Annotated in this window: 19 protein-coding genes; 9 read left to right on the top strand and 10 right to left on the bottom strand. The window is 70.0% G+C overall.

Translation table 11 applies throughout. The features are described from left to right. Window positions 1-63 precede the first annotated feature (63 nt). Window positions 64-1,197 (top strand): glutamate--cysteine ligase, encoded by a 1,134-nt coding sequence (locus ABIE21_RS07960; protein ID WP_354024234.1) that lies wholly within the window; start codon window positions 64-66, stop codon window positions 1,195-1,197. Window positions 1,198-1,283: 86 nt separating this feature from the next. Here the strand turns inward: ABIE21_RS07960 and ABIE21_RS07965 are convergent, their stop codons facing one another. After that, on the bottom strand, window positions 1,284-2,087 hold the full coding sequence (locus ABIE21_RS07965; protein ID WP_354024235.1) for an LLM class F420-dependent oxidoreductase: 804 nt from the start codon (window positions 2,085-2,087) through the stop codon (window positions 1,284-1,286). 65 nt (window positions 2,088-2,152) lie between these two features. Further along, window positions 2,153-3,757, bottom strand: coding sequence for a signal recognition particle protein (gene ffh, locus ABIE21_RS07970; protein ID WP_354024236.1), 1,605 nt, complete (start codon window positions 3,755-3,757; stop codon window positions 2,153-2,155). Between the two features lie 87 nt (window positions 3,758-3,844). Between ffh and ABIE21_RS07975 the strand changes: the two genes are divergently transcribed. Then, window positions 3,845-4,366 (top strand): gamma carbonic anhydrase family protein, encoded by a 522-nt coding sequence (locus ABIE21_RS07975; protein WP_354024237.1) that lies wholly within the window; start codon window positions 3,845-3,847, stop codon window positions 4,364-4,366. 16 nt (window positions 4,367-4,382) lie between these two features. On the opposite strand, the gene ftsY is transcribed toward ABIE21_RS07975, so the two are convergent. Further along, window positions 4,383-5,261 carry a signal recognition particle-docking protein FtsY gene (ftsY, locus tag ABIE21_RS07980; RefSeq protein ID WP_354024238.1) on the bottom strand — a complete coding sequence of 293 codons (879 nt, stop codon included), beginning with the start codon at window positions 5,259-5,261 and terminating at the stop codon, window positions 4,383-4,385. A gap of 68 nt (window positions 5,262-5,329) precedes the next feature. Here ftsY and ABIE21_RS07985 point away from each other — a divergent pair, with 68 nt between their 5' ends. The 5 genes from ABIE21_RS07985 to ABIE21_RS08005 all read left to right on the top strand — a co-directional run bounded on the left by ABIE21_RS07985 (window position 5,330) and on the right by ABIE21_RS08005 (window position 9,908). Next, on the top strand, window positions 5,330-5,944 hold the full coding sequence (locus tag ABIE21_RS07985) for a hypothetical protein (protein ID WP_354024239.1): 615 nt from the start codon (window positions 5,330-5,332) through the stop codon (window positions 5,942-5,944). 106 nt (window positions 5,945-6,050) lie between these two features. After that, window positions 6,051-7,016, top strand: a complete 966-nt coding sequence (locus tag ABIE21_RS07990) for a TIGR03885 family FMN-dependent LLM class oxidoreductase (RefSeq protein ID WP_354024240.1) — start codon at window positions 6,051-6,053, stop codon at window positions 7,014-7,016. After that, window positions 7,013-8,689: an alpha-amylase family protein gene (locus ABIE21_RS07995; protein WP_354024241.1), complete on the top strand. Its 1,677-nt coding sequence runs from the start codon at window positions 7,013-7,015 to the stop codon at window positions 8,687-8,689. The genes ABIE21_RS07990 and ABIE21_RS07995 overlap by 4 nt, the downstream gene beginning before the upstream one ends. A 28-nt stretch (window positions 8,690-8,717) precedes the next feature. Then, a complete protein-coding gene (locus ABIE21_RS08000; protein ID WP_354024242.1) occupies window positions 8,718-9,299 on the top strand; it encodes a hypothetical protein in 582 nt (193 codons plus the stop codon). A 42-nt stretch (window positions 9,300-9,341) separates the two neighbouring features. Beyond that, window positions 9,342-9,908 carry a histidine phosphatase family protein gene (locus ABIE21_RS08005; protein WP_354024243.1) on the top strand — a complete coding sequence of 189 codons (567 nt, stop codon included), beginning with the start codon at window positions 9,342-9,344 and terminating at the stop codon, window positions 9,906-9,908. Window positions 9,909-10,579: 671 nt separating this feature from the next. Here ABIE21_RS08005 and smc read toward each other — a convergent pair. Beyond that, on the bottom strand, window positions 10,580-14,170 hold the full coding sequence (gene smc / locus ABIE21_RS08010; protein WP_354024244.1) for a chromosome segregation protein SMC: 3,591 nt from the start codon (window positions 14,168-14,170) through the stop codon (window positions 10,580-10,582). A 120-nt stretch (window positions 14,171-14,290) separates the two neighbouring features. Here smc and ABIE21_RS08015 point away from each other — a divergent pair, with 120 nt between their 5' ends. Further along, the gene (locus tag ABIE21_RS08015; RefSeq protein ID WP_354024245.1) at window positions 14,291-15,367 is read left to right on the top strand and encodes a GNAT family N-acetyltransferase; all 1,077 of its coding nucleotides are present in this window, start codon (window positions 14,291-14,293) and stop codon (window positions 15,365-15,367) included. After that, window positions 15,346-16,437 (top strand): GNAT family N-acetyltransferase, encoded by a 1,092-nt coding sequence (locus ABIE21_RS08020; protein ID WP_354024246.1) that lies wholly within the window; start codon window positions 15,346-15,348, stop codon window positions 16,435-16,437. Before ABIE21_RS08015 ends, ABIE21_RS08020 begins: the two co-directional genes overlap by 22 nt. Here ABIE21_RS08020 and ABIE21_RS08025 read toward each other — a convergent pair. The 6 genes from ABIE21_RS08025 to ABIE21_RS08050 all read right to left on the bottom strand — a co-directional run bounded on the left by ABIE21_RS08025 (window position 16,434) and on the right by ABIE21_RS08050 (window position 22,782). Beyond that, window positions 16,434-17,069 carry a hypothetical protein gene (locus ABIE21_RS08025; RefSeq protein ID WP_354024247.1) on the bottom strand — a complete coding sequence of 212 codons (636 nt, stop codon included), beginning with the start codon at window positions 17,067-17,069 and terminating at the stop codon, window positions 16,434-16,436. The two genes, ABIE21_RS08020 and ABIE21_RS08025, sit on opposite strands and share 4 nt — an antisense overlap. A 39-nt stretch (window positions 17,070-17,108) precedes the next feature. After that, on the bottom strand, window positions 17,109-17,609 hold the full coding sequence (locus tag ABIE21_RS08030; protein WP_354024248.1) for a gluconokinase: 501 nt from the start codon (window positions 17,607-17,609) through the stop codon (window positions 17,109-17,111). Continuing rightward, complete coding sequence (gene manD / locus ABIE21_RS08035) at window positions 17,609-18,847, bottom strand: D-mannonate dehydratase ManD (protein WP_354024249.1); 1,239 nt, start codon at window positions 18,845-18,847, stop codon at window positions 17,609-17,611. Before manD ends, ABIE21_RS08030 begins: the two co-directional genes overlap by 1 nt. Window positions 18,848-18,873: 26 nt before the next feature. Then, the gene (locus tag ABIE21_RS08040) at window positions 18,874-20,238 is read right to left on the bottom strand and encodes a mannitol dehydrogenase family protein (protein WP_354024250.1); all 1,365 of its coding nucleotides are present in this window, start codon (window positions 20,236-20,238) and stop codon (window positions 18,874-18,876) included. Window positions 20,239-20,240: 2 nt separating this feature from the next. Next, window positions 20,241-21,650 (bottom strand): glucuronate isomerase, encoded by a 1,410-nt coding sequence (uxaC, locus tag ABIE21_RS08045; RefSeq protein ID WP_354024251.1) that lies wholly within the window; start codon window positions 21,648-21,650, stop codon window positions 20,241-20,243. Window positions 21,651-21,744: 94 nt separating this feature from the next. Further along, the gene (locus tag ABIE21_RS08050; protein WP_354024252.1) at window positions 21,745-22,782 is read right to left on the bottom strand and encodes a LacI family DNA-binding transcriptional regulator; all 1,038 of its coding nucleotides are present in this window, start codon (window positions 22,780-22,782) and stop codon (window positions 21,745-21,747) included. Window positions 22,783-22,814 lie beyond the last annotated feature (32 nt).

Here is a 22,814-nt window from a genome sequence, read left to right on the forward strand (position 1 = left end):
GTTCGTGACGCTTTGTTGGCGGGGTTGCACGCTGCCGACCCGAATTCTTGCCACAATCGCATGATGGGAATCGAATTCGCCGCCTCGAAGCGCTCGACCGTGGGCATCGAGTGGGAACTCGCGTGCATCGACCACGCCAGCGGCGAGCTCACCCCCGCCGGGCCCGAGGTGCTCGCCCGGCTCGGCGACGACCAGGACAGGCAGCCGCAGGTGACCGGCGAACTGCTCACCAACACCGTCGAGCTCGTGAGCGCTCCGCACGCGCGGGTAGGTAGCGCCGTCGACGACCTGAGGCGCATGGTCGAGCGCGTGCGGGAGGTCACCGACCCGCTCGGCGTCGACCTCATGTGCGCGGGCACTCACCCGTTCAGCCAGTGGTTCCAGCAGGAGGTCACCCCCGGCAAGGAGCGCTACGCGACCCTGATCGACCGCACGCAGTGGTGGGGCAGGCAGATGATGATCTGGGGCGTGCACATGCACGTCGGCATCGAAGACCGCCGCAAGGCCCTCCCCATCATCAACGGCCTGCTGCCGTACTACCCGCACTTCCAGGCCATCTCGGCATCGAGCCCGTTCTGGGCCGGAGAGGCGACCGGCTACGCCTCGAGCCGCACGATGCTGTTCCAGCAGCTGCCCACGGCCGGCCTGCCGCCCCAGCTCGGCGCGTGGAGCGAGTACGAGGGCCTCGTCGCCGACCTCACGCACGTCGGGGTGATCGACGACCACTCCGAGCTGCGCTGGGACCTGCGCCCGTCGCCCAAGTGGGGAACCGTCGAGATCCGGTTCTGCGACGGGCTGTCGACGACGGCCGAGGTCGCGTCGGTGGCGGCGCTCGCCCAGTGCCTCGTCGAGGAGCTCTCGCAGAAGCTCGACCGCGGAGAGGAGCTGCCCACGTTGCAGCCCTGGTACGTGCGTGAGAACAAGTGGCGAGCCGCCCGCTACGGCATGGACGCGATCATCATCCTCGACGCCGAGGGCAACGAGACGCTGGTCACCGACGACCTGCGGACGATCCTCGAGCGCCTCACTCCGATCGCCGACGCGCTCGGCTGCCTCGAGGAGCTGTGGGGCGTAGAGCGCATCCTCGACGGCGGCGCCAGCTACCAGCGCCAGCTCGCCGTGGCCGGCGACACCGGCGGCAGCCTGAAAGCGGTCGTCGCGTCGCTCGTGACCGAGCTGCGCGAGGGCGTGGCCTAGGCGTCACCGCGCTGCCCTCCGGCGCGGGCTACAGTTCGGGCGTCCGGCTGCAGCGCGCGCAGGCGCCGTCAGCCCGGGCTGTAGCGCTACGCGTTCTTCGCGTCGCGCCAGGCCAGCCAGTCGTGCACCCGCGCCAGGTCGTAGTGCGGCCCGGTGATACCCACGGTGAACATCGTGGCGCCCAGGTCGAACTGCTCCTCGACCTCGGCCACCGACCGCTTGGCGATCTCGGTCGAGATCTCGATCTCGCTCGTGTCGCGGCCCACGGCCGCACCGTGCTCGGCGAGGATGCCGAGCTTGCGCTCGAGCGTCGACGCGTCGGAAAAGCTGTGCCAGATGTCGGCGTGCCGCGCGACGATGCGCAGCGTCTTCTTCTCGCCGCCGCCGCCGATGAGCACGGGGATCTTGCGGGTGGGGGCGGGGTTCAGCTCGCCCCAGCGCTTCTCGATCACGGGCAGGTTCTCGGCGAGCGAGTCGAGCCGCCGCCCGACCGTGCCGAACTCGTAGCCGTACTCGTCGTAGTCACGCTCGAACCAGCCGGAGCCGGTGCCGAAGATGAACCGTCCGACGCCGGTGTCCTTCGCGCTGATGTGGTCGATCGTGCGGGCCATGTCGGCCTGCAGGTTGGCGTTGCGGTAGCTGTTGCAGTTGACGAGAGCGCCGATCTCGACGCGGTCGGTCTGCTCCGCGAGGGCGGCGAGCATCGTCCACGACTCGAAGTGCAGGCCGTCGGGATCACCGCTGAGCGGGAAGAAGTGGTCCCAGTTGAAGAGGATGTCGACGCCGAGCCCCTCGAGCTCCGCGGCCACCCCGCGGATGGTCGAGTAGCCCGCGTGCTGGGGCGCGATCTGTACACCGATTCGGACGGGTCGTCTGGCAGCTGAAGTCATCGGGCAAGCCTAGGCGGGCACGGCCCCGACACGCCGCAAGCGGCTCGCGAGCGTATCAGCGACGCCTAGCGCCCGAGAAACTTCTGCAGCGACGCGAGCTCTTCCTCGCTCGGGCCTCCGGCGCCGGGCTTCGAGCCGCCGAGGCCGAATCCGGAACCCTTCGCCGCAGCGGGAGCCGGCCCGGCCGCGAGGGCCGCGTTCTCCGCCGCACGCTTGGCCGGGTTGCCCGACTTCGAGCCCTTCTTCTTCGGCTGCTGCTTGTTGCCGCCGAACTTCTGTCCGGGGATCGGGCCCATGCCGGGGATGTTCGGCACGCCGCCCTTGGCGACGGTCTTCATCATCTTCGCGGCCTGGTCGAAACGGTTCACGAGGGCGTTGACCTCGGTGACCGTCGTTCCCGAACCACGGGCGATGCGCACGCGGCGCGAACCGTTGAGCAGCTTGGGCACGCGGCGCTCCTGCAGAGTCATCGACTGGATGATCGCCTCGGTGCGGGTGATCTCCGACTCGTCGAAGTTGTCGAGCTGCTCGCGCATGCCCTTGGCCCCGGGCAGCATGCCCAGCATCGCCTTCATCGAGCCCATCTTCTTGAGCTGCTGCATCTGGGCGAGGAAGTCCTCGAGCGTGAACGAGTCGGTCGCGAACTTCTCCGCGATCTTCATCGACTCTTCTTCGTCGAAATTCTTCTGCGCCTGCTCGATCAGGGTGAGGATGTCACCGAGGTCGAGGATGCGGCTCGCCATGCGGTCGGGGTAGAACGGCTCGAAGTCGTCGAGCGACTCGCCTGTCGAGGCGAAGATGATGGGACGGCCGGTGACGGATGCCACGGACAGGGCCGCACCACCGCGCGCGTCGCCGTCCAGCTTGGTCAGCACGACGGCCGTGAAGTCGACGCCGGCCTGGAACGCCTTCGCCGTGGCGACGGCGTCCTGTCCGATCATGGCGTCGATGACGAAGAACACCTCGTCGGGGTCGATGGCCTTGCGGATGTCTGCGGCCTGCTTCATCAGCTCGGCGTCGACGCCGAGGCGACCGGCGGTGTCGACGATGACCACGTCGTACTGCTTGTCCTTGGCGAACTTGAGCGCGTCCTTGGCGACCTTTACCGGGTCGCCGCCCTTGCTGCCGCCGAAGAGACCGCGGCTCGGGGTGGGGTCTTCGCCGCTCGTGTTGCCGGCCTCGGGCGCGAAGATCGCGACACCGGCCTGCTCGGCGACGACCTTGAGCTGGGTGACGGCGTTGGGGCGTTGGAGGTCGGCGGCGACGAGCAGCGGCGTGTGGTTCTGCCCGGCGAGCCACTTCGCGAGCTTGCCCGCGAGTGTGGTCTTTCCGGCACCCTGGAGGCCGGCCAGCATGATGATGGTCGGGCCGGTCTTCGCGAACTGGATGCGACGGGCCTCGCCGCCGAGGATCGCCACGAGCTCGTCGTTGACGATCTGCACGACCTGCTGCGACGGGTTGAGAGCCTTCGAGACCTCGTCGCCGAGTGCGCGCTCGCGCACCTTCCCGGTGAATTCCTTGACGACGTCGAGGGCGACGTCGGCGTCGAGCAGCGCGCGACGGATCTCGCGAACGGTACCGTCGACATCCGCGGGGCTCAGCTTGCCCTTGCCGCGAAGGTTCTTGAACGTTTCCGCTAGGCGGTCGGAGAGGTTTCCAAAGGTGGCCATGATGCCCCTAGTTTAACCGCGTGAACGGGGCTGCGCGCACTCCCCGCAAAATCCCCCCTTTCGGGCGACGTGACTTATCCTAGTGAAATGGCGCTCATCATCCCCTTCGGCAACAACGCGCCGAAGATCGACCCCACCGCGTGGGTCGCCCCCAACGCGACACTCGTCGGAGACGTCACTGTCGACGTTCACGCGAGTGTCTTCTACGGCGCGGTCCTCCGCGCCGACGTCGACACGATCGTGATCGGCCCCGGCAGCAACGTCCAGGACAACGTGACGATGCACACCGACAAGGGACTCGTGCTCAGCGTCGGCTCACGGGTGAGCGTCGGTCACGGCGCGATCTTGCACGGCTGCACGATCGAGAACGACTGCCTCATCGGCATGGGCGCCACGGTGCTCAACGGCGCGGTGATCGGCGCGGGCTCGCTCGTCGCCGCCGGCGCGGTCGTGCTCGAGTACACGTCGATCCCGGCCGGCTCGCTCGTCGCCGGGGTTCCGGCACGGGTCATCCGCCAGCTGTCCGAAGAGGAACGCGCGGGCCTCGTCGACAACGCGCGGCACTACGCCGAGCTGAGCCAGGCGCACCGCGCCGCGACCGGCGGCTAGGCAGCGCTCGACCGGCTCAGCCGACGAGGTGCTGTACGAAGACGTGCGGGGTGAAGCCGGTGAGGTCGTTAATGCCCTCGCCCTGACCGATCAGCTTGATCGGGATGCCGGTGCGCTCCTGCACGGCGAGCACGAACCCGCCCTTGGCGGAGCCGTCGAGCTTGGTGATGACCAGGCCGGTGACCCCGGCGCTCTCGATGAAGGCCTCGGCCTGCGCGACGCCGTTCTGACCGGTGGTGGCGTCGAGCACGAGCAGCACCTCGGCGATGTCGGTCTGCTTCTCGATCACGCGGCGGATCTTGCCGAGCTCGTCCATCAGGCCGCTCTTCGTCTGCAGGCGGCCGGCGGTGTCGATGATCGCGATCTCGAAGCCCTCGCGCTGTGCCCGTTCGACGGTCTGGAAGGCGACGGATGCCGGATCCTGGCGTTCCTGCTGGGGGCGGACGATCGCGGCTCCACCGCGCTCGGCCCAAGTGGCGAGCTGTTCGACGGCGGCCGCGCGGAAGGTGTCCGCTGCGCCGACGACGACGCTGCGGCCGAGGACGGTGAGGAACTTGGCGAACTTGCCGATCGTCGTGGTCTTGCCGACGCCGTTGACGCCGACGACCAGCACGACCGCTGGCCGCGCGGTGAGCTTCAGGGTGGAGTCGTGCTTGGCGAGGCGCTCCTCGAGGGTCTCGCGCAGCATACGTCGGAGATCCGCGGGGTCGGTCGTCTTGAACCGGGTGACGCTCGCGCGCAGCTCGTCGATGATCGACTCGGTGATGTCGGGCCCGAAGTCGGCCGTGAGAAGGGCGTCTTCGAGGTCTTCCCACGTCGACTCGTCGATCGTGGGTCGGGAGAACATGCCGCGCAGGGCGTTGCCGAGCGACCAGGGATTCGAGCGTTCAGCCATGTGCCGATCCTACCCAAGGCCGAGGCGGGGCTATTCTTGCCCGACGTGACTATCGCTCGGAGAACACATTGACCGCACACACTTTCCGGCCGAAGACGCCCCGGTATTCGCAGTTCGCCATAGCGGCGGGCGTGATCGCGCTGGCGGTCGTGGTCGTCGGGTTTCTCAGGTATCCCGGGCAGCTGCCCGTCATCCTCGCGGTGACCGTCGTGCTCCTCGTCGTGGCCGCCGTCTGCGTCGCTCTCTTCCTCCGCAACACCAGGATCACGATCGAGCCGGGTCTGGTCTCGCACACCAACATGCTCGGGTTCACCACGCGGGTCGCCGTCGGCTCCGTCTCGTCGGCGGTGCTCGTCAACCAGTTCGCCGTGCTCGTCAATCTGACGACGCGAAGCAGGAGAAGCGACTCCCAGGTCTTCCTGCTCGACTCGTCGGGCGCCACCCTCCTGCGCGTGCGAGACGGACTGTGGGGTGCAGACGCGATCCCGGCCGTGCGCGCGGCGATGGCGGGCGTGCCCGAGATCGAGCACGAGACGATGGACGCGGGGACCATGAGCGCCGCCCACCCCCGGTCGGTGGGCTTCTTCGAGACGAACCCCTTGGTGGTGGGCGTGCTCGCGGGCATCGCGATCGTCGCAGTGGTGGCGGCCGTGGTCGTCGCCGTGATGGTGTCCGGCTCGTAGCATCCGCCGCACCGTACCGGCTCCCGCCGTGGCGCACCAGAGCGGACACGCCTTTGTCTCGGTGCCCGGCTCTCGCTAGCGTGGAGAGCCGACGGGAAGGCTCCACGTGACCATTGGTTTTCACGCCTCGCACGAACAAGTCCATCCGAGCGCGCTGCTCGCCGCAGCGCAACGGGCCGAACAAGCGGGGTTCGGTGCCGCGATGTGCTCCGACCACTTCGCGCCGTGGAGCGAGAGGCAGGGCCACTCGGCGTTCGCGTGGGCGTGGCTGGGTGCCGCCCTGCAGTCGACCGGGCTGTCGTTCGGCGTCGTGAACGCGCCCGGCCAGCGCTACCACCCGGCGATCATCGCCCAGGCGATCGGCACGCTCGCCTCCATGTACCCCGGCCGGTTCTGGACCGCCCTCGGCTCGGGCGAGGCCGCCAACGAGCACATCACGGGCGACGGCTGGCCCCGCAAGTCGCTGCGCAACCAGCGGTTGCGCGAGTGCGTCGAGATCATCCGCGCCCTGCTCGACGGCGAGGAGGTCAGTCACGACGGCCTCGTGACCGTCGACCGCGCGAAGCTCTGGACCCTGCCCGAGGTGAAGCCGGCCCTGATCGGCGCCGCGGTGAGCGTGGAGACCGCCGGCTGGGTCGCGGAATGGGCCGACGGGCTCGCCACGATCGCCCAGCCCCACGCGAAGCTGACCCAGATGATCGACGCCTACCGCAGCGCGGGCGGTGCGGGAAAGCTCGTGCTGCAGGTTCACCTGAGCTACGCCAGAACCGACGAGGAGGCGCTCGCGGTCGCCCACGACCAGTGGCGCACCAACGTGTTCGCGCCTCCCGTGTGCTGGGACCTCGACACCCCGGAGGCCTTCGACGAGGCCGCGAAGCACGTGCCGCCCGCGGCCATGCACGACTCGGTACTCATCTCCTCCGACACGGGGCGGCAGGCGGCGTGGCTCGCAGAGCTCGCGGAACTCGGGTTCGACGACATATACCTGCACAACGTCGGGGTCGACCAGGACCTCTTCATCGACGACTTCGGCGAGCACGTGCTCCCCCAGCTGACAGGAGCGACCTCATGAGAATCACCGACACCAGCGACCTGTGGTGGAAGACCGCCGTCGTCTACTGCCTCGACGTCGAGACGTTCATGGACTGGAACGACGACGGGGTCGGCGACTTCGAGGGCCTCGCCCACCGCATGGACTATCTCGCCGAGCTCGGCGTCACGTGCCTCTGGCTGATGCCGTTCTACCCCTCTCCCGACCAGGACGACGGCTACGACATCACCGACTTCTACGGCGTCGACAAGCGGCTCGGCAACCACGGCGACTTCGTCGAGGTCATCCGCACAGCCCGCGACCGCGGCATGCGCGTCATCATCGACCTCGTGGTCAACCACACCTCCGACAAGCACCCATGGTTCCAGGCGGCCCGCTCGAGCAGGAACTCCCCCTACCGCGACTACTACGTGTGGCGGGACGAGCCGCCGAAGGATGCCGCGGAGACGGTCTTCCCCGGCGAGGAGTCGGGCGTATGGAACTTCGACGAGCGAACCGAGCAGTACTACCTGCACAGCTTCTACAGCCACCAGCCCGACCTCAACGTCGCGAACCCGAAGGTGCGCGAGGAGGTCGAGAAGATCATCGGGTTCTGGCTGCAGCTCGGTGTCTCCGGTTTCCGCGTCGACGCCGTGCCGTTCCTGCTCGACCCCAGCGGCGTGATGCCCGGCAAGGGCGATCTGCCAGACCCGATGGGCTACCTGCGGTCGTTGCGCGAGTTTCTCGGGCGACGCTCCGGCGAGGCGATCCTGCTCGGCGAGGCGAACCTGCCGCACAAGGATCAGCTGGTCTACTTCGGCGGCGACGACGCCGACGCCCTCACGATGCAGTTCGACTTCGTGGTGATGGCGAACATGTACCTCTCGCTCGCCCGCGGCGACGCCGGGCCGCTGACCGCGGCCCTCGCCGACCGACCGCCGATCGCGACCGCCTCGCAGTGGGCGAACTTCGTGCGCAACCACGACGAGCTCACGCTCGACAAGCTGAGCGAGACCGAGCGCGAGGAGGTCTTCGCGGCGTTCGCCCCCGACGAGGAGACCCGGATCTACGACCGCGGCATCATCCGCCGCCTGCCACCGATGCTCGGGGGTGACCCCAGGCGCATCCGTATGGTCTACAGCCTGCTCTTCTCGATGCCCGGCACACCCGTGCTGTTCTACGGCGAGGAGCTCGGAATGGGCGAGAACCTCGAGGCCGGCGGACGCAAGTCGGTGCGCACCCCGATGCAGTGGACGGCCGAGAAGAACGGCGGGTTCTCGAACGCGGCGCCTTCGCGACTGGCGTCGCCCGTCGCGGTCGGCGGGTACTCGCCCGAGCACGTGAACGCCTCGGTGCAGCGCCACGACCCCGACTCGATGCTGCGGTTCATGCGGATCCTCATCGAGCGCTACCGCGCCTCGGCCGAGATCGGGTGGGGCGAGCTCGAGATCCTCGAGCAGGCGAACCCGGCAGTGCTCGCCCACCGGGTCACGGGCGGCGAGGGCAGCATGATCGCCGTGCACAACCTCTCGGCGGAGTCCACGACGGTGACGCTGCGGTTCGCCGACCTGGGCGAGGACGACCGGCTCGTCGACCTGCTGCTCGACGGCAGCATCACGACGCCGTCGGCCAAGGGAGCCGTCGACCTCACCCTCGACGCCTACGGCTACCGCTGGCTGCGCGTGCTCGCGCCCGGGGAGAAGAGGCTGAGCTGAGGGCTCGCGCTCACGTAGTCTGATCGCCATGCAGACAGCCACGCCCTCGACCGCGAACTACCGCAAGTCGGTTCTCGTCGGATGCGGGCTCGCTGCCCTGTTCGTCGTCATCGCGCTCGGGCGCATGGAGGGCGGCGCGCTCACGGCGGGCATCGTCGTGATCGCGCTGGTCTTCGGCTGCGTGCTGCTCGGCATCTGGCTGTACTTCCGCAACACCCGGGTCGACTACGAACCGGGCCGGGTCGTGCGGTTCGACCTGCTCGGCCGCCCCCGAGAGCTGACGACCGCGGCGGTCGAGGCGGTCGTGCTCGTGGAGCGGCTGCGCGACGGGACGCAGACCGTCGCACCCGCGTTGTTCATGCTCGACTCCGCGGGGCGCACACAGTTGCGGCTGCGTGGCGGGCTGTGGTCGATCGACGATCTCGGCGCGATCGGAGCGTCGATTCCGCGGGAGCCCGTGTCGATCGCCGGTGACATCTCCGCGGGCCAGCTGCGGCTTCGCTACCCCGCGGCCGTGTCCTTCTGGGAGGCGCACGCCGTGGCGGCCAGCCTCGTCGCCGCGCTCATGATCGTCGTCGCCGCCGCGCTGCTCTCGCTCGTGCTGGCGTAGCGCCCGGCTGAGACTCGGCCGCAGGTGCGGCAGAATTGACGCATGACCCTCGCATTCATCCGTCACGGACAGACCGACTGGAACTTCGAGAAGCGACTGCAGGGGTCGACCGACATCCCGCTCAACGACACCGGCCGCGCCCAGGCGCGCGACGCCGTCTCGACGCTCGAGGGCGTCGACTGGGAGGTCATCGTGAGCTCGCCGTTGAGCCGGGCGCGAGAGACTGCCGCGATCATCGCCGCCGGGCTCGACATCGAGCTCGGACCGGCGTACGACGAGCTCATCGAGCGCAGCTACGGCGAGGGCGAAGGCGCCACGGCCGAGGACATCGCCCTGAAGTGGCCCGACCACCAGTACCCGGGACTCGAGTCGCTCGACTCCGTCGTGGCTCGCGGGCGCGCCGCTCTCGAGCGCATCGACGCCGAGTACGGCGACCGCAACACGCTCATCGTGTGCCACGGCACCATCATCCGCTACACGCTCGCCGATCTGGCGGGGCGCCCGTTCGACCAGATCCGCAACGGCTCCGTCGCCACCTTCGAGCGCGCCGGCGAGGCGTGGCGCGTGCTCAGCGTCAACGACGAGCCGCTGACCGAGTTCGTCAACTAGGTCCGGGCGCTCTGCTCCGAGCGCCGAGAGTGCAGTTGTGCGCCCTGCGGCGCCGCCGGAGGGGGCATAACTGCACTCTCGCGTAGGCGCGGGGTGCTCGGCCGCGGGGTGTTGCATCGGCGATCCGCGGCGTTTGGGGCGAAGCTCGCGTCGCGGTGCCCCGTATGGCGAAGACAGTTCGCGGCGCTCTGCGCCCTCGCCGGACCGAGCGGCGCGAGCGGGCCGAGCGGGCCGAGCGGCGCGAGCGGCGCGAGCGGCGCGAGCGGGCCGAGCGGGCCGAGCGGGCCGAGCGGGCCGAGCGGGCCGAGTGTGCGGTCGGGCCAAGCTGTGCGGGCGGTCAGCGGCGCGAGTTGTCACACAGGGGCACCACGCCCCCGAGAGGGCCCCGTTCGTGAAACTCGCCCCGGGTGTTCGGCTCCGCGGCGAAGCCCCGGCCGCATCCGCACCGCACCGCACCAACACCGCACCAACACCAGCCCCAGCACCACCACGGCACGGCACCCGCCCAGCGGCCACGCCCACACCCGCCCGGCACTCGCGATCAGTCCGAAAACGAAGGAGACCGCGCCCCGACGGGGCCCGAAACGCGGTTATGAGCCGAGAACGGGCGGGATTTCCTTCGTTTTCGTGGAGGAGGCACGCGGATGCGCCTTGGGCGGGCTACGCGGGCGTCAGCTCGCGAGCTCGACATCCGCGTCGGCCGCGCCCGCCGCGTCGGCAGAGTCGGCGCCCGCGCCGGCGTCGTCCGGCTCGTCGCGCACGACGCGCTGGCCGATCACCGCGCTGATGCCGTCTGCGCGCATCGAGACGCCATACAGCGCGTCCGCGATCTCCATGGTGCGCTTCTGGTGGGTGATCACGATCAGCTGCGAGGTCTCGCGCAGGTCCTGGAAGATCGTGAGCAGGCGTCCGAGGTTGGCGTCGTCGAGCGCCGCCTCGACCTCGTCCATGATGTAGAACGGGCTGGGGCGCGCCTTGAAGATGGCGATGAGCAGGGCGACGGCGGCGAGCGACCGCTCTCCGCCGCTCAGCAGCGAGAGCCGTTCGATCTTCTTGCCCGCCGGCCGCACAGACACCTCGATACCCGTGGTGAGCAGGTTCTCGGGGTCGGTGAGTTGGATGCTGCCGGTACCGCCCGGGAACAGCACCGGGAACACCGCGTCGAACGCGGCACGGGTGTCTTCGAACGCCGACGCGAAGATGTCCTGCATCTTCTCGTCGATCTCCTCGATGATCGTGATGAGGTCGGCGCGGGTGTTGGTGAGGTCGGTGAGCTGCTCGGTGAGGAACTTGTGGCGCTGCTCGAGCGCGGCGAACTCCTCGAGGGCCAGCGGGTTGACCCTGCCGAGCTGGGCGAGCTTGCGCTCTGCGCGGGCGAGGCGGGCCTGCTGCTGCTCGCGCACGAACGGGATGCCGTCGCCCTGCTCGTCGCCGGTCGTCGCGTCGTCGGGCACGAGCTGCTCGGGGCCGTATTCGGCGACCAGCACGTCTTCGACGAGGCCGAGCTCGCCGCCGGCACGTTCGAGCAGCGACGACAGGTGCAGCTTCTTCTCGTAGATCTGCATCTCGAGTCCGTGCACGTCGTCGCTCACGCTGGTGAGCCTTTCGCGCAGGTCGCGCTCCTGCTTGCGCAGCGCCGCGAGCTCTTCGTTCTGGGCGCTGCGTGCCGCCTCTGCGGTGGCCAGCTCCAGGCGCGCGGCAGACACCGAGCGGTCGACCGAGTCGAGCACTGCCGGCAGGGCGGCGATGACGCCCTGGGCGGCCTTCACCTGGCGCTGGCGGATCACGGCGCGGCGGGCGGCCTCCTCGGCGGCGGCGCGTTCGGCCTCGAGCTGCGCCGCGAGCTGGGTGGCGCGCAGCTCCTGCGCGCGCACGCGTTCGCGGGCCGTCTCGACCTGGAGGCGCGCCTCGATCTCGCGTTCGCGTGCGGCGTCGAGTTCGGCGTCGATGCCCTCCCGCGCCGCGACGTCGAGGATCGGACGCGGACGCGACTGGGCCGTCTCGAGTTCTGACTGTGCCCGTTCGACGGCGCCCACGGCATCCGTCACCGTGTCTGCGGCCAGAGCGAGCCCGCGTTCGAGGCGCTGCGCCTCGGCCTCGGCGGCCTCGACCTGCACACGGGCGCGGTTCAGCTGCTCGGTCTGCGCGGCGAGCTGCGAGTCGAACTCGCGCAGGCTCGCGAGCGCGCGCACCGACTGCTCCTTGGCGACCTTCACCGTTCCGCGCTGCTCGGCGAGGGCGAACTGCGCGCGCTCGATGAGCGACAGCACCTCGGTGAGCCGGTACTCGGCGGCGTCGCGGTCGGCGACGAGTTCGAGGCGGGAGCGCTTCGCGCCCGACCCGCCCTTGAGGACGAAGCGGCTGAGCACGTCGCCAGACTTCGTGATGACCGTGAGGGTGTCGGATGCCTCGAGCGAGTCCCAGACCGACCGTGCGACGTCGAGGTCGTCGGCGACGATGACGTCGGCGAGCAGCCCGAGCACACCCTGCGGCGCCGTGACGACGCTCTGGGCGGTGACCGCTCCGGCGGGCAGCGAAACGGATGCACCGGCGACGGTGCCGGCGTCGGCGAGCAGCAGCTCGACCCGGCCGAGCTCGTGGGCCGCGGCGTGGGCGAGCGCGTCGGCGCCCGCCGAGCGGTCGTCGGCGAGCACCGCGTCGGCGAGAGAGCCGAGCGCGGCGGCGATGGCGGCCTCGAAGCCGGGCTGCACCTGGACGTGCTCGGCGACGAGTCCACGGATCCCCGACAGCGCAGCGGAGACGAGAGCGCTCGACCCGTCTTTCTGGTCGAGGGCGAGGGAGAGCGCTCCGACGCGGGCCGAGAGGGCGTCGCGTTCGCGTTCGCGGTCGTGCAGCTCTTCGCGCAGCCGGTCGATGTCGGCCTCTGCCGCGGTGACCTCGGCCTGGGCCGACTGGTAGACGGCGTCGAGATCGGTCTCGCTGTCGTCGCTCAGCGTCGCCATGCTCTCGAGCTCGACCAGGTTCGCGGCGGCGGCGGCCCCGCGCTCGTGGGCGGCGTCGAGCGCGTTCTGCTGGCGCAGCACCTCGCCGCGCACGGCGGCCAGCCGGGAGGCGGCGGTGGCCGCCTGTCCGGTGAGCTTCGAGATCTCGAGGTCGTGGCGGGAGACGAGCGAGCTCTGGTGGGCGATTTCCTCGTCGAGGGCGTCGAGGGTGGCACGGGCCTCGACCGTCGCGGCCTGCGCCTCGCGCCACGCCGTCTCGGCGTCGGCGATGGTCTCGGTGAGGCGCTCGGCCTCGTCGCGGGCGTCGGCGACCATCGAGGGCGACACGCTCGACGTCGACTCCGCCACCTCGGACTGCTGGCCGAGAAGGGCGAGCCGCTGGTTCGCGAGCGAGTAGAGGTTGCGTAGCCGCTCCTGCACCGACTCGAGGCCGAAGGCCACACGGCGCGCCACGTCGACGGCGTCGCCGACCTGCGCCTGCTCCAGGCGGTGCTCGCGCAGCTTCGCCTGGTCGAGCTGCTCCTGCAGCACGATGCGCTCGGTCTTGCGCTCGCTCTCGCTGCGGCTCGACAGGGTGATCGCCGCACGCAGCTCGACGACCTCGTCGGCGAGCAGTCGGGCGCGGGCGTCGCGCACGATGCTCGCGATCGACTGGGCCTCCTTGGCGATCTCGGCCTGGTGGCCCAGGGGCTTGAGCTGGCGGCGGATCTCCCCGGCGAGGTCGCTGAGGCGGGTGAGGTTGGCCTGCATCGCGTCGAGCTTGCGCAGGGTCTTCTCCTTGCGCCTGCGGTGCTTGAGGATCCCGGCGGCCTCCTCGATGAAGCCGCGGCGCTCTTCAGGGCTGGCGCGCAGCACCGCGTCGAGCTGGCCCTGCCCGACGATCACGTGCATCTCGCGGCCGAGCCCGGAGTCGCTGAGCAGCTCCTGCACGTCGAGCAGGCGAACGGATGACCCGTTGATGGCGTACTCGCTGCCGCCGTTGCGGAACAGGGTGCGGCTGATGCTGACCTCGGCGTACTCGATCGGCAGGGCGCCGTCGGAGTTGTCGATGGTGAGGGTGACCTCGGCGCGCCCGAGCGGACCCTTGGTGCTCGTTCCGGCGAAGATGACGTCTTCCATCTTGCCGCCGCGGAGCGTCTTCGCGCCCTGCTCCCCCATCACCCAGGCGAGCGCGTCGACGACGTTGCTCTTGCCCGAGCCGTTCGGTCCGACGACGCACGTGACGCCGCGCTCGAAGGCGAAGGTGGTCGGCTGTGCGAAGGACTTGAAACCCTTGAGTGTCAGGCTCTTCAGATACACGCTCCACCTCCCCTTCCCGGCCTAAAGTCTGGCTCAACGGTACCGGATGCCCGGGTTTGCGACCGTCGTGCCGCGCCCAGAGCGTTGTGCTGCGGTCGTCCCACCCCGGAGACTGGGGAGATGACCAGCTTCACTGTCGAAGAACTGACCATTCCTGACGCGATCGGCGACGATGACGCCTCCGACTTCATCGAGACGATCGAGGTGCGCAACTCGATCGAGGCGGCGAGCTACGGCACCTCGGAGCTGACCATGACCGCGGCAGAGACCCTCCCCTACTGGCTCGACCGGGAGCACGCGCCGCGCCGGCTGTTCGGTGTGCGCATCGACGGCCGCATCGTGGGGCGGGCCTACTACGAGAGGAACGTCGCCGACGACGACCGGGTCGCGTGGAGCACCGTGGAAGTGCTGCCCGACCAGCGCAGGCGCGGTATCGGCACGGCGCTGGCCGACACCGTCGAGCAGCTCGCCCGCAGCGACTCGCGACAACGGCTGCTGGTCTACGTGGTCTCCCCCGACGGCCCCGGAGAGCGGCTCACCGCGGCGACCGGCTTCGGCACGGTGCCGCTCGCGAACCCCGAGGTGCGGTTCCTGCTCTCCCGCGGCTTCACCCTCGAGCAGATCGAGCGCGGCAGCCGGCTCGCCCTGCCCCTCGACGGCGAGCGGTTGCGCGACTGGGTCGCCGAGGCCTCCGAAAGGGCCGGCGACGACTACGCGGTGCACTCGTGGGTGGGCCGCGTTCCGGAACGCTGGCGCGACGACATGGCCACCCTGTTCACGCGGATGAGCACGGATGCACCGTCGGCGGGTCTCGCGGAGCCGGAAGACCCGTGGACGGCGCAACGGGTCTCCGACGACGACGACAGGCACGAGGCCAACCCGCGCACGCTGCTCACCGCCGTGGTCGAGCACGTGCCGAGCGGCCGGCTCGTCGGCTACACCTCGCTCTCGGTGCCGCCGGAGGTCGACCGCGCGGTGAGCCAGGAAGACACACTCGTGCTGCGTGAGCACCGCGGCCACCGCCTCGGCATGCTGCTGAAAGTGGCGAACCTCGACATCCTGCAGAGAGAGCGGCCGGGGCATCCGTCGGTCATCACCTTCAACGCCGAGGAGAACCGTCACATGCTTCAGGTCAACGAAGACGTGGGCTTCACCCCGATCGGCTACGAGGGCGCGTGGAGGAAATCACTCTCGTGACCGGATTCTCGATCGACGAGCTGGCGATCCCCGAGACGCTCGACGCGCCGGACGCCGGCGACTTCATCGAGATGACCAGGGTGCGCAACCGCATCGAGGCGGAGTCGGCCGGATCGTACGACCTCGCGATGATGCCGAGCGAACTGCTGCCGGCGTGGCGGGCCCAGGCGTTCGAAGTGAAGCGGATGTTCGTGGCCCGGGTCGACGGCGCCATCGTCGGGCGGGCCATCGTCGAGCTGCCCCTCGGCACACCGATCGCCTGGATCACCGTCGAAGTGCTCGCGGAGCACCGGGGTCGCGGCATCGGGTCGGCCCTGTACGCGACGATCGAGCAGGTGGCCGTGGCGGCCGACACCCCCGTGCTGCAGGGCTACGTGATCCAGGGCGAGAGCGGCTGCATCGACCGCATCATCGCCCCGACCGGGTTCGGAACGGTGCCGCGCGACAGCCCGGCCACCCGGTTCGCACTGGCCCGGGGCTTCCGGCTCGAGCAGGTGGCGAGGATGAGCCGACTGGAGCTGCCCGCCGACCGGCGGGTGCTGCGCCGGCGCTACCTGCAGGCCAGCGCCGCGACGGGCGACGGGTACCACGTGGCCTACTGGTCGGGCGCGACTCCCGACGAGCACCTCGCCCAGGTCGCCGAGCTGCGCGCGCGGCTCGCCACCGACGCGCCGCAGGCCGGGCTCGAACCGGACACCTCACCGTGGTCGGCCGAGCGGGTGCGCGCCCAAGACCTGATCCTCTCGTCCAGCCCACGCACGAGGCTCAGCGCGCTCGTCGAGCACGTCGCCACCGGGGAGGCGGCGGGGTACACCGAGCTCGACGTGCCACGCGAGGTGAACCGGCCGGTTCGCCAGGGCGACACGATCGTGCTGCAGCCGCATCGCGGGCGTCGGCTCGGAATGGTGTTGAAGGCGGGCAACCTACTGCGGCTGGGTGAGGCCAAGCCGGGGCATCCGGCCGTCCTCACCTTCACCGCGGAGGAGAACCGGCACATGATCGCCGTCAACGAGGCCCTCGGCTTTCTGCCGTGGGGCTCGGAGAGTGCGTGGAAGAAGACCCTGCGCTAGTCCCACTCGTCGGGCACGGCCGGGCACATGAGGTTCAGCTGGTCGTACGCGACGGTCCCTATTTCGATATCGGACGGATACGGGCCCCAGTTCTGGAACGGCCACGTCGCTATGAACTCGTCGCGGTCGATCGGCGCGATCGTGGCGGCGTGCCCCTTCTCTTCGTAGCAGGGCAGCACGAACCGCGTCTGGTAGTCGTAGAGATAGGCGACCTGTCTCTCGCTGAGCGTTCCGTCCGGAATGGTGACGTGCTGCCGCGCGCAGACGTAGACGGCGATCGCGACCTCCTGAGGGGTGCCGGTCGAGGCCTGCTGGCACGCGAGGGCCGCGGGATTGCCGCCCGTCGTCCGGTCGATCTCGACGACCTCCGGACGCACCGCGTCGGGATAGCCCCGCGCCACGTTGGTCCAGTGGAATTCTGCTGAACGCTGAACGAAGTCGTTCTGCTGCTCCGGGGTGAACTCCTCGTCGGCGGGCAGCGGACCGAGCGCCTCGAGAACCGCCTCGTCGGAGATCGCGAGTGCGAACGGCTGCTCGGGTGACGGAGTGGGCTCAGGCTCAGCCCCGATCGCACACCCGCTGAGCACCGCGGCGGCGATCACCCCGACGACGATTGTTCGAGTCAATCTCATCTGGGAACGATATAGGTTCGGTGGATGCGGCGCCACCGCTCAGCTCGGCCTCGACACCGGCACCAGCCGTGCGAGCGCGGCGTCGACGAGCTCGTGGGGATCGCTCGCCACGTCGAGCACGAAGCCCGACTCCGCGGCGAGGAGAGGCTCGAGGGTGGCGAGCTGCGACGCGAGCATCGCCGGCGGCATGAAGTGCCCCGGACGCGCGCCGATCCGGGCCGCGAGCAGCTCGGGCGTGCCGTGCAGGTGAACGAACACGACGTCGGGCGCTCCGGCCCGGATGAGATCGCGGTAGGCCACGCGGAGGGCGCTGCAGGCGATCACGAGCGAGTGATCGCCCGCAAACCGGGCGGCGACGGCGGCGAGCCACGGCGCACGGTCGGCGTCGTCGAGGGGCGTGCCCGCCGCCATCTTCGCCACGTTCTCCGCCGGGTGCAGCGAGTCCGCGTCGAGGAACGGCGCATCGAGCGCCGCGGCGAGCAGCACTCCGACGGTGCTCTTGCCGCAGCCGGCGACACCCATGACCACGATGTGGTGCATCACCAGTCGTGTACGGTGCCGTCGGCGAGGCGGTTGTAGGGCAGGTATGCGGTCTCGTAGGGGTATCTGCCTGCCTCGTCGACGTCGAGTTCGACGCCGATGCCGGGGGTGTCTCCGGGGTGGAGCATGCCGTCGGTCCAGGTGAACGACTGCTGGAACACGGCGTTGGTCTTGTCGCCGTGGCGCATGTACTCCTGGATGCCGAAGTTGTGGATCGCGAGCCCGAGGTGCATGGCGGCGGCCATGCCGACCGGGGAGATGTCGGTGGGCCCGTGCATGCCGGACTTGATCTGGTACTGGCTGGCGTAGTCGAGGATCTTCTTCAGGTGGGTGATGCCGCCGGTGTGGGTGACGGCGCTCCTGACGTAGTCGATGAGCTGTTCGCGGATGATCTGCTGGTAGTCCCACACGGTGTTGAAGATCTCCCCGATCGCCAGCGGGGTGGTGGTGTGCTGCCGCACCAGGCGCAGCGCCTCCGGGTTCTCCGCCGGGGTGACGTCCTCGAGCCAGAACAGGTCGTACGGCTCCAGCGACTTGCCGAGCTTCGCCGCCTGGATGGGGGTCATCCGGTGGTGGCCGTCGTGCAGCAGCGGCAGCTCCGGCCCGAACTCGTTCCTGACCGCCTCGAACACCGTCGGCACATGCCTGAGGTAGCTCCGGGTGTCCCAGTCCTCCTCCGCGGGCCTCGCCCCCCGCTGGGCGGGCTCGTGGTCGTAGCGCACACCGGTGTTGGCCTCGAAGGTGGCGTTGGAGGCGATGCCGTAGATCGACTTCAGCCCCGGCACCCCGGTCTGCACCCGGATCGCCCTGTACCCCTGCTCCTGATGCTCCCGCACACTGTCGAACAGCTCCTCATTGCTCTTGCCGGAGGCGTGGCCGTAGGCGAGCAGCCCGGTGCGCGACGCCCCGCCCAGCAGCTGGTACAGCGGCATCCCCGCCGCCTTCGCCTTGATGTCCCACAGCGCCACATCCACCGCCGCGATCGCCGCCATCGTCACCGGACCCCGCCGCCAGTACGCGCTGCGGTACAGGAACTGCCAGGTGTCCTCGATCCGGTGCGCGTCGATGCCGATCAAAAGCGGCACCACATGCTCCCGCAGGTACGCCACCACGGAAAGCTCCCGCCCGTTCAACGTCGCGTCCCCCAGACCGGTCAGCCCGTCGTCGGTCGTCAGCTTCAGGGTCACGAAATTACGGTCCGGGCTGGTCACGATGACGTCGGCGGCGATGATCTTCACGGGGGTTCCTCTCGGTGGAGCTGGTGTCAGTGGGTGGCGGCGAGCAGCGACTCGAGCAGGTCGACGACGGTCGCATCCCTCGCCAGGTCGTCGTCGACGATCGCGAGCATCGCGACGGTGCGGGCGCGGCCGCTGAGCGAGAGAGCGGCCTCGATCTGCGGTGCACGGGTGTCGGCGATGTGCGCCGCCTCGGCCGCCCAGGCGATCCAGGCGGCGATGAGCCCCGCGGATGCGCGCCCACTGCGCCCCTCCGCCAGTTCGGCGCGGAGCACGGGAATGGCGCGCAGAGGCAGCTTCGTGCTTCCGTCGGTCGCGATCTGCGCGAGGTGGTGCGCGATGCGGGAGTTTCCGAATCGGTCGAGCAGCGCCGCTCGGTAGGATCCGACGTCGAGGCCGGGGGCGGTGAGGTGGGCGGATGCCTCGTCCCAGAACTGCTCGACCCGGTCCTGGCACACGGGGTCGGAGATCGCGTCGAAGACGGTGGTGTGCCCGCGGGTGGCGCCGACGTAGGCGAGCAGGGAGTGCGCCCCGTTGAGCAGCCACAGCTTGCGGCGCTCGAACGGCTCGATGTCGTCGACGAACACCGCGCCGGCGGCCTCCCACTCCGGGCGTCCGGCGGGGAAGTCCCCGCTGAGCACCCAGCTGGTGAACGGCTCGGTCACGACCGGCGCCCGGTCGAGGCGGCCGATCGCCTCGGCGACCTCGGCGCTGTCGGCGGGGGTCGCGCGCGGGGTGATCCGGTCGACGGAGGTGTGGACGAACGACACGTTCGCGGTGATCCAGTCGGCGAGGGCCGGATCGAGGAGCTCCGCCATTCCGACCACGGAGGCGCGCGCCGCGGCGCCGTTGGCGGGCAGGTTGTCGCAGCTGACTACGGCGATGGCGCCGACGCCGGCGTCCCGGCGGGCGGCGAGGGCGTGCACGAGCCTGCCCGGCATGGTCGTCGGAGCGGCACCCGGCCGCAGGTCGGCGAGGACCGCCGCGGAGTCGGCCGCGAGCGCGCCGTCGGCGCCGAGCAGGTAGGCGGCCTCCGTCACCGTGATCGTCACGACCCCGGTGGTCGGGGCGGCGACGAGTGCGCTCAGTCGCGCGAGGTCGGCGCCGTCGTGCGCCTCGACGATGCTGGACACGACGTGGAACGCGTCACCGCCCTCGCCGCGCTCGACGACGGTGAACAGCCCGTCCTGGGCGTCGAGGAGGCGTGCCGCCTCCGGAGACCTGCCGGTGAACGCGGCGATGCCCCACTCACCCGCGGTGTCGACGCGGTCGGTGTACCAGGCCTGGTGGGCGCGGTGGAAGGCGCCGAGACCGAGGTGCACGATGCCGACCCGGGCGGGTCTGGAGGCGCCGTGGCTGCGGCGGTCGAGGAGCGCGGGCGCATCCGTTCGCATGGTCACAGTTTGAACACCCGGCGGGGCGACGAGTCGACCAGATCGACGATGATCTCGGCCGCACGTTGCTCGGTGATGCGGCGTTCGACGACGAGCCGGGCGAGAAACGCCGCCTCGGTGCGACGCGAGGCGTCGTGCCGGGCCGGGATCGAGGCGAACGCGCGTGTGTCGTCGATGAACCCCGACGACCGGGAGAAGCCCGCCGTCTCGGTGACGGCCGACCGGAAGCGCAGCATGGCGTCGGGCGCGTCGAGGAACCACCACGGTGCACCGACGTACAGCGCGGGATAGAAGCCAGCGAGCGGGGCGATCTCGCGGGAGAACACCGTCTCGTCGGTGGTGAAGGGCACGAAGTGGAAACCCTCGGCCGTGCCGAAGTCTTCGAGCAGGGCGCGGAGGCCGTTGGTGTAGTCGACGGCGACCGGGATGTCGTGTCCGGTGTCGGGACCGAATGCGGCGAACGTCGCCGTGTGGTGATTGCGGAGGATCCCCGGATGCATCGTCATCACGAGCCCGTCGCTGACGGCCATGCGCGCCATCTGGTACATCATGTGCGCCTCGAACAGGTCGGCGTCCGCTTCGGTGGCCTCACCTCGTCGTGCGCTGTCGAACAGTGCCTCCGCGTCAGAGGCGTCGAGGCGCAGGGTCTGCGCCGTTCGCGACCCGTGGTCTGTCGAGACGGCGCCGTTCGCGATGAAGTGGGCCCGCCGGTTCTCGAGCGCACGGAGGTAGCCGGCGTGCCCCGTCAGGCCGTCGCCCGCGACGTCGACGAGGGTCTCGACCCGCTGCGCCCAGCCGGGGCTGTTCGTCTTGAGATAGGCGTCGGGTCGGAAGGTGGGCAGCACCCGGCCGGCGAACGTGGGGTCGGCGGCGAGCGCGCGATGCGCCGCGAGGTCGTCGAGTGGGTCGTCGGTCGTCGCGAGCACCTCGATGTTGAAGGCCGCGAAGAGCGCGCGGGGCAGGAACTCGGCGGAGGCGAGGCGGGCCTCGATGGCATCGAAGGTCTCGTCGGAGTGCTCGGCGTCGATGCGGCCGTCGTCGATGCCGAACACGTTGACGAACTCGGAGCGCAGCCAGTAGCCGGAGGCGGTGCCGTCGAAGGTGTGCCACGCGGCACAGAAGCTCCGCCACGTCTCGCGCGGCTCGACGGCGACCGTGCCGCCCACCCGCAAGCGGTCGAGCGGCACTCCGCTCGCGTGGATGAGCCTCGTGACGTAGTGGTCGGGGCTGATGAGCATCGTCGCCGGGTCGGGGAAGCGCTCGTTCTTCTCGAGCAGGGCGGCGTCGACGTGTCCGTGCGGCGAGATGATCGGAAGCCCCCCGACGAGCGCGTGGAGCGTGCGGGCGACGGAGCGGGCCGCGGGGTCGACCGGCATGAGGCGGTCGGGATCGGCTGCTATCGACGGTGACATGGCTCTCATAGTGGTCGGGTCCTTCACGTTTGTCAATCGGTTGCCAAAATGGCGAGAGTGCAGGGCGCGCACGAGTGCGCGGTGGGCTCGGACGTCAGACGGCGGGGCGCGGGCCGGTCGAGCCGCGCAGGACGAGCGATGTCACGAGCGCTTCGTGACTCGTCTGGTCGCTCGGAGCGCCGTCGAGGATCGACAGGATGCCCCTGGCCGCGTACATGCCGGCCTCGGTGTGGGGCGATCCGATCGAGGTGAGCCCCGGCGTCGTGAAATCGGCGCCGAAGATGTTGTCGAATCCGAGGATGCTGATGTCGCCGGGCACACTCACCGACCGGCCGATCAACTCCTGCATCAGACCGATCGCGAGGAGGTCGTTGTAGGCGATGACCGCCGTGGCGCCGCTCGAGAGCACGGCGGGGGCCATGGCCCGGCCCGCCTGCATGACGGGTTGCTCGCTCGGCAGTTCGACGGCCTCCATCCCGCTTCTCGCGGTCGCGGCGAGGATGCTCTCCCAGCGCTTGTGCGAGACCCATGACCGCTGGGGTCCTGCCACGTAGGCGATGCGGGTGTGGCCGAGACCTGCGAGGTGCGTGATGGCCTGGTCCACACCGGGCGCCACGTCGGCGACGATGCTCGTGATGTCCTCGACCTCGCGGTTGATGACGACGACCGGCTTCTCCTCGGCGAGGCCCCTGATCTCGTCGGGCTCGAGCCGCGAGGTCGCGAGGATGAGGCCGTCGACCGAGGGGATGAGCCGCCGCGCCGTGAACATCTCGGTCTCGGCCGACTCGCGGAACTCGGCGAGCACCAGCGTGTAGTCGTGCTCGGCCGCCTCCCGTTCCGCGCCGCGCACGATGTCGAAGAACACGGGGTTGGTGATGTCGGCCACGATGAGGCCGATCGTCCTGGTGCGTCCGGTGAGAAGCGCGCGCGCCGCGGGGTTCACCCGGTAGTTCAGCTCCTTGGCCGCGGCATGGATCTTCTGCTCGGTCTTGGCGCTGATGCGTCCGGGTGTGCTGAGGGCACGCGAGACCGTCGATGCGTTGACCCCCGCCAGCTGCGCGATGTCGTAGATGGTGGCGGCGGGCTTGCGCGGGGAGACGGCGTTCACCGTGCCGCGGTCATTCTCGCTCATGGGAGCCTCCATCTGGTTTCGCGCACAGCCTA

Origin of the sequence: Conyzicola nivalis (genome assembly GCF_040548875.1) — a bacterium.
GTDB classification, from domain to species: domain Bacteria; phylum Actinomycetota; class Actinomycetes; order Actinomycetales; family Microbacteriaceae; genus Conyzicola; species Conyzicola nivalis_A.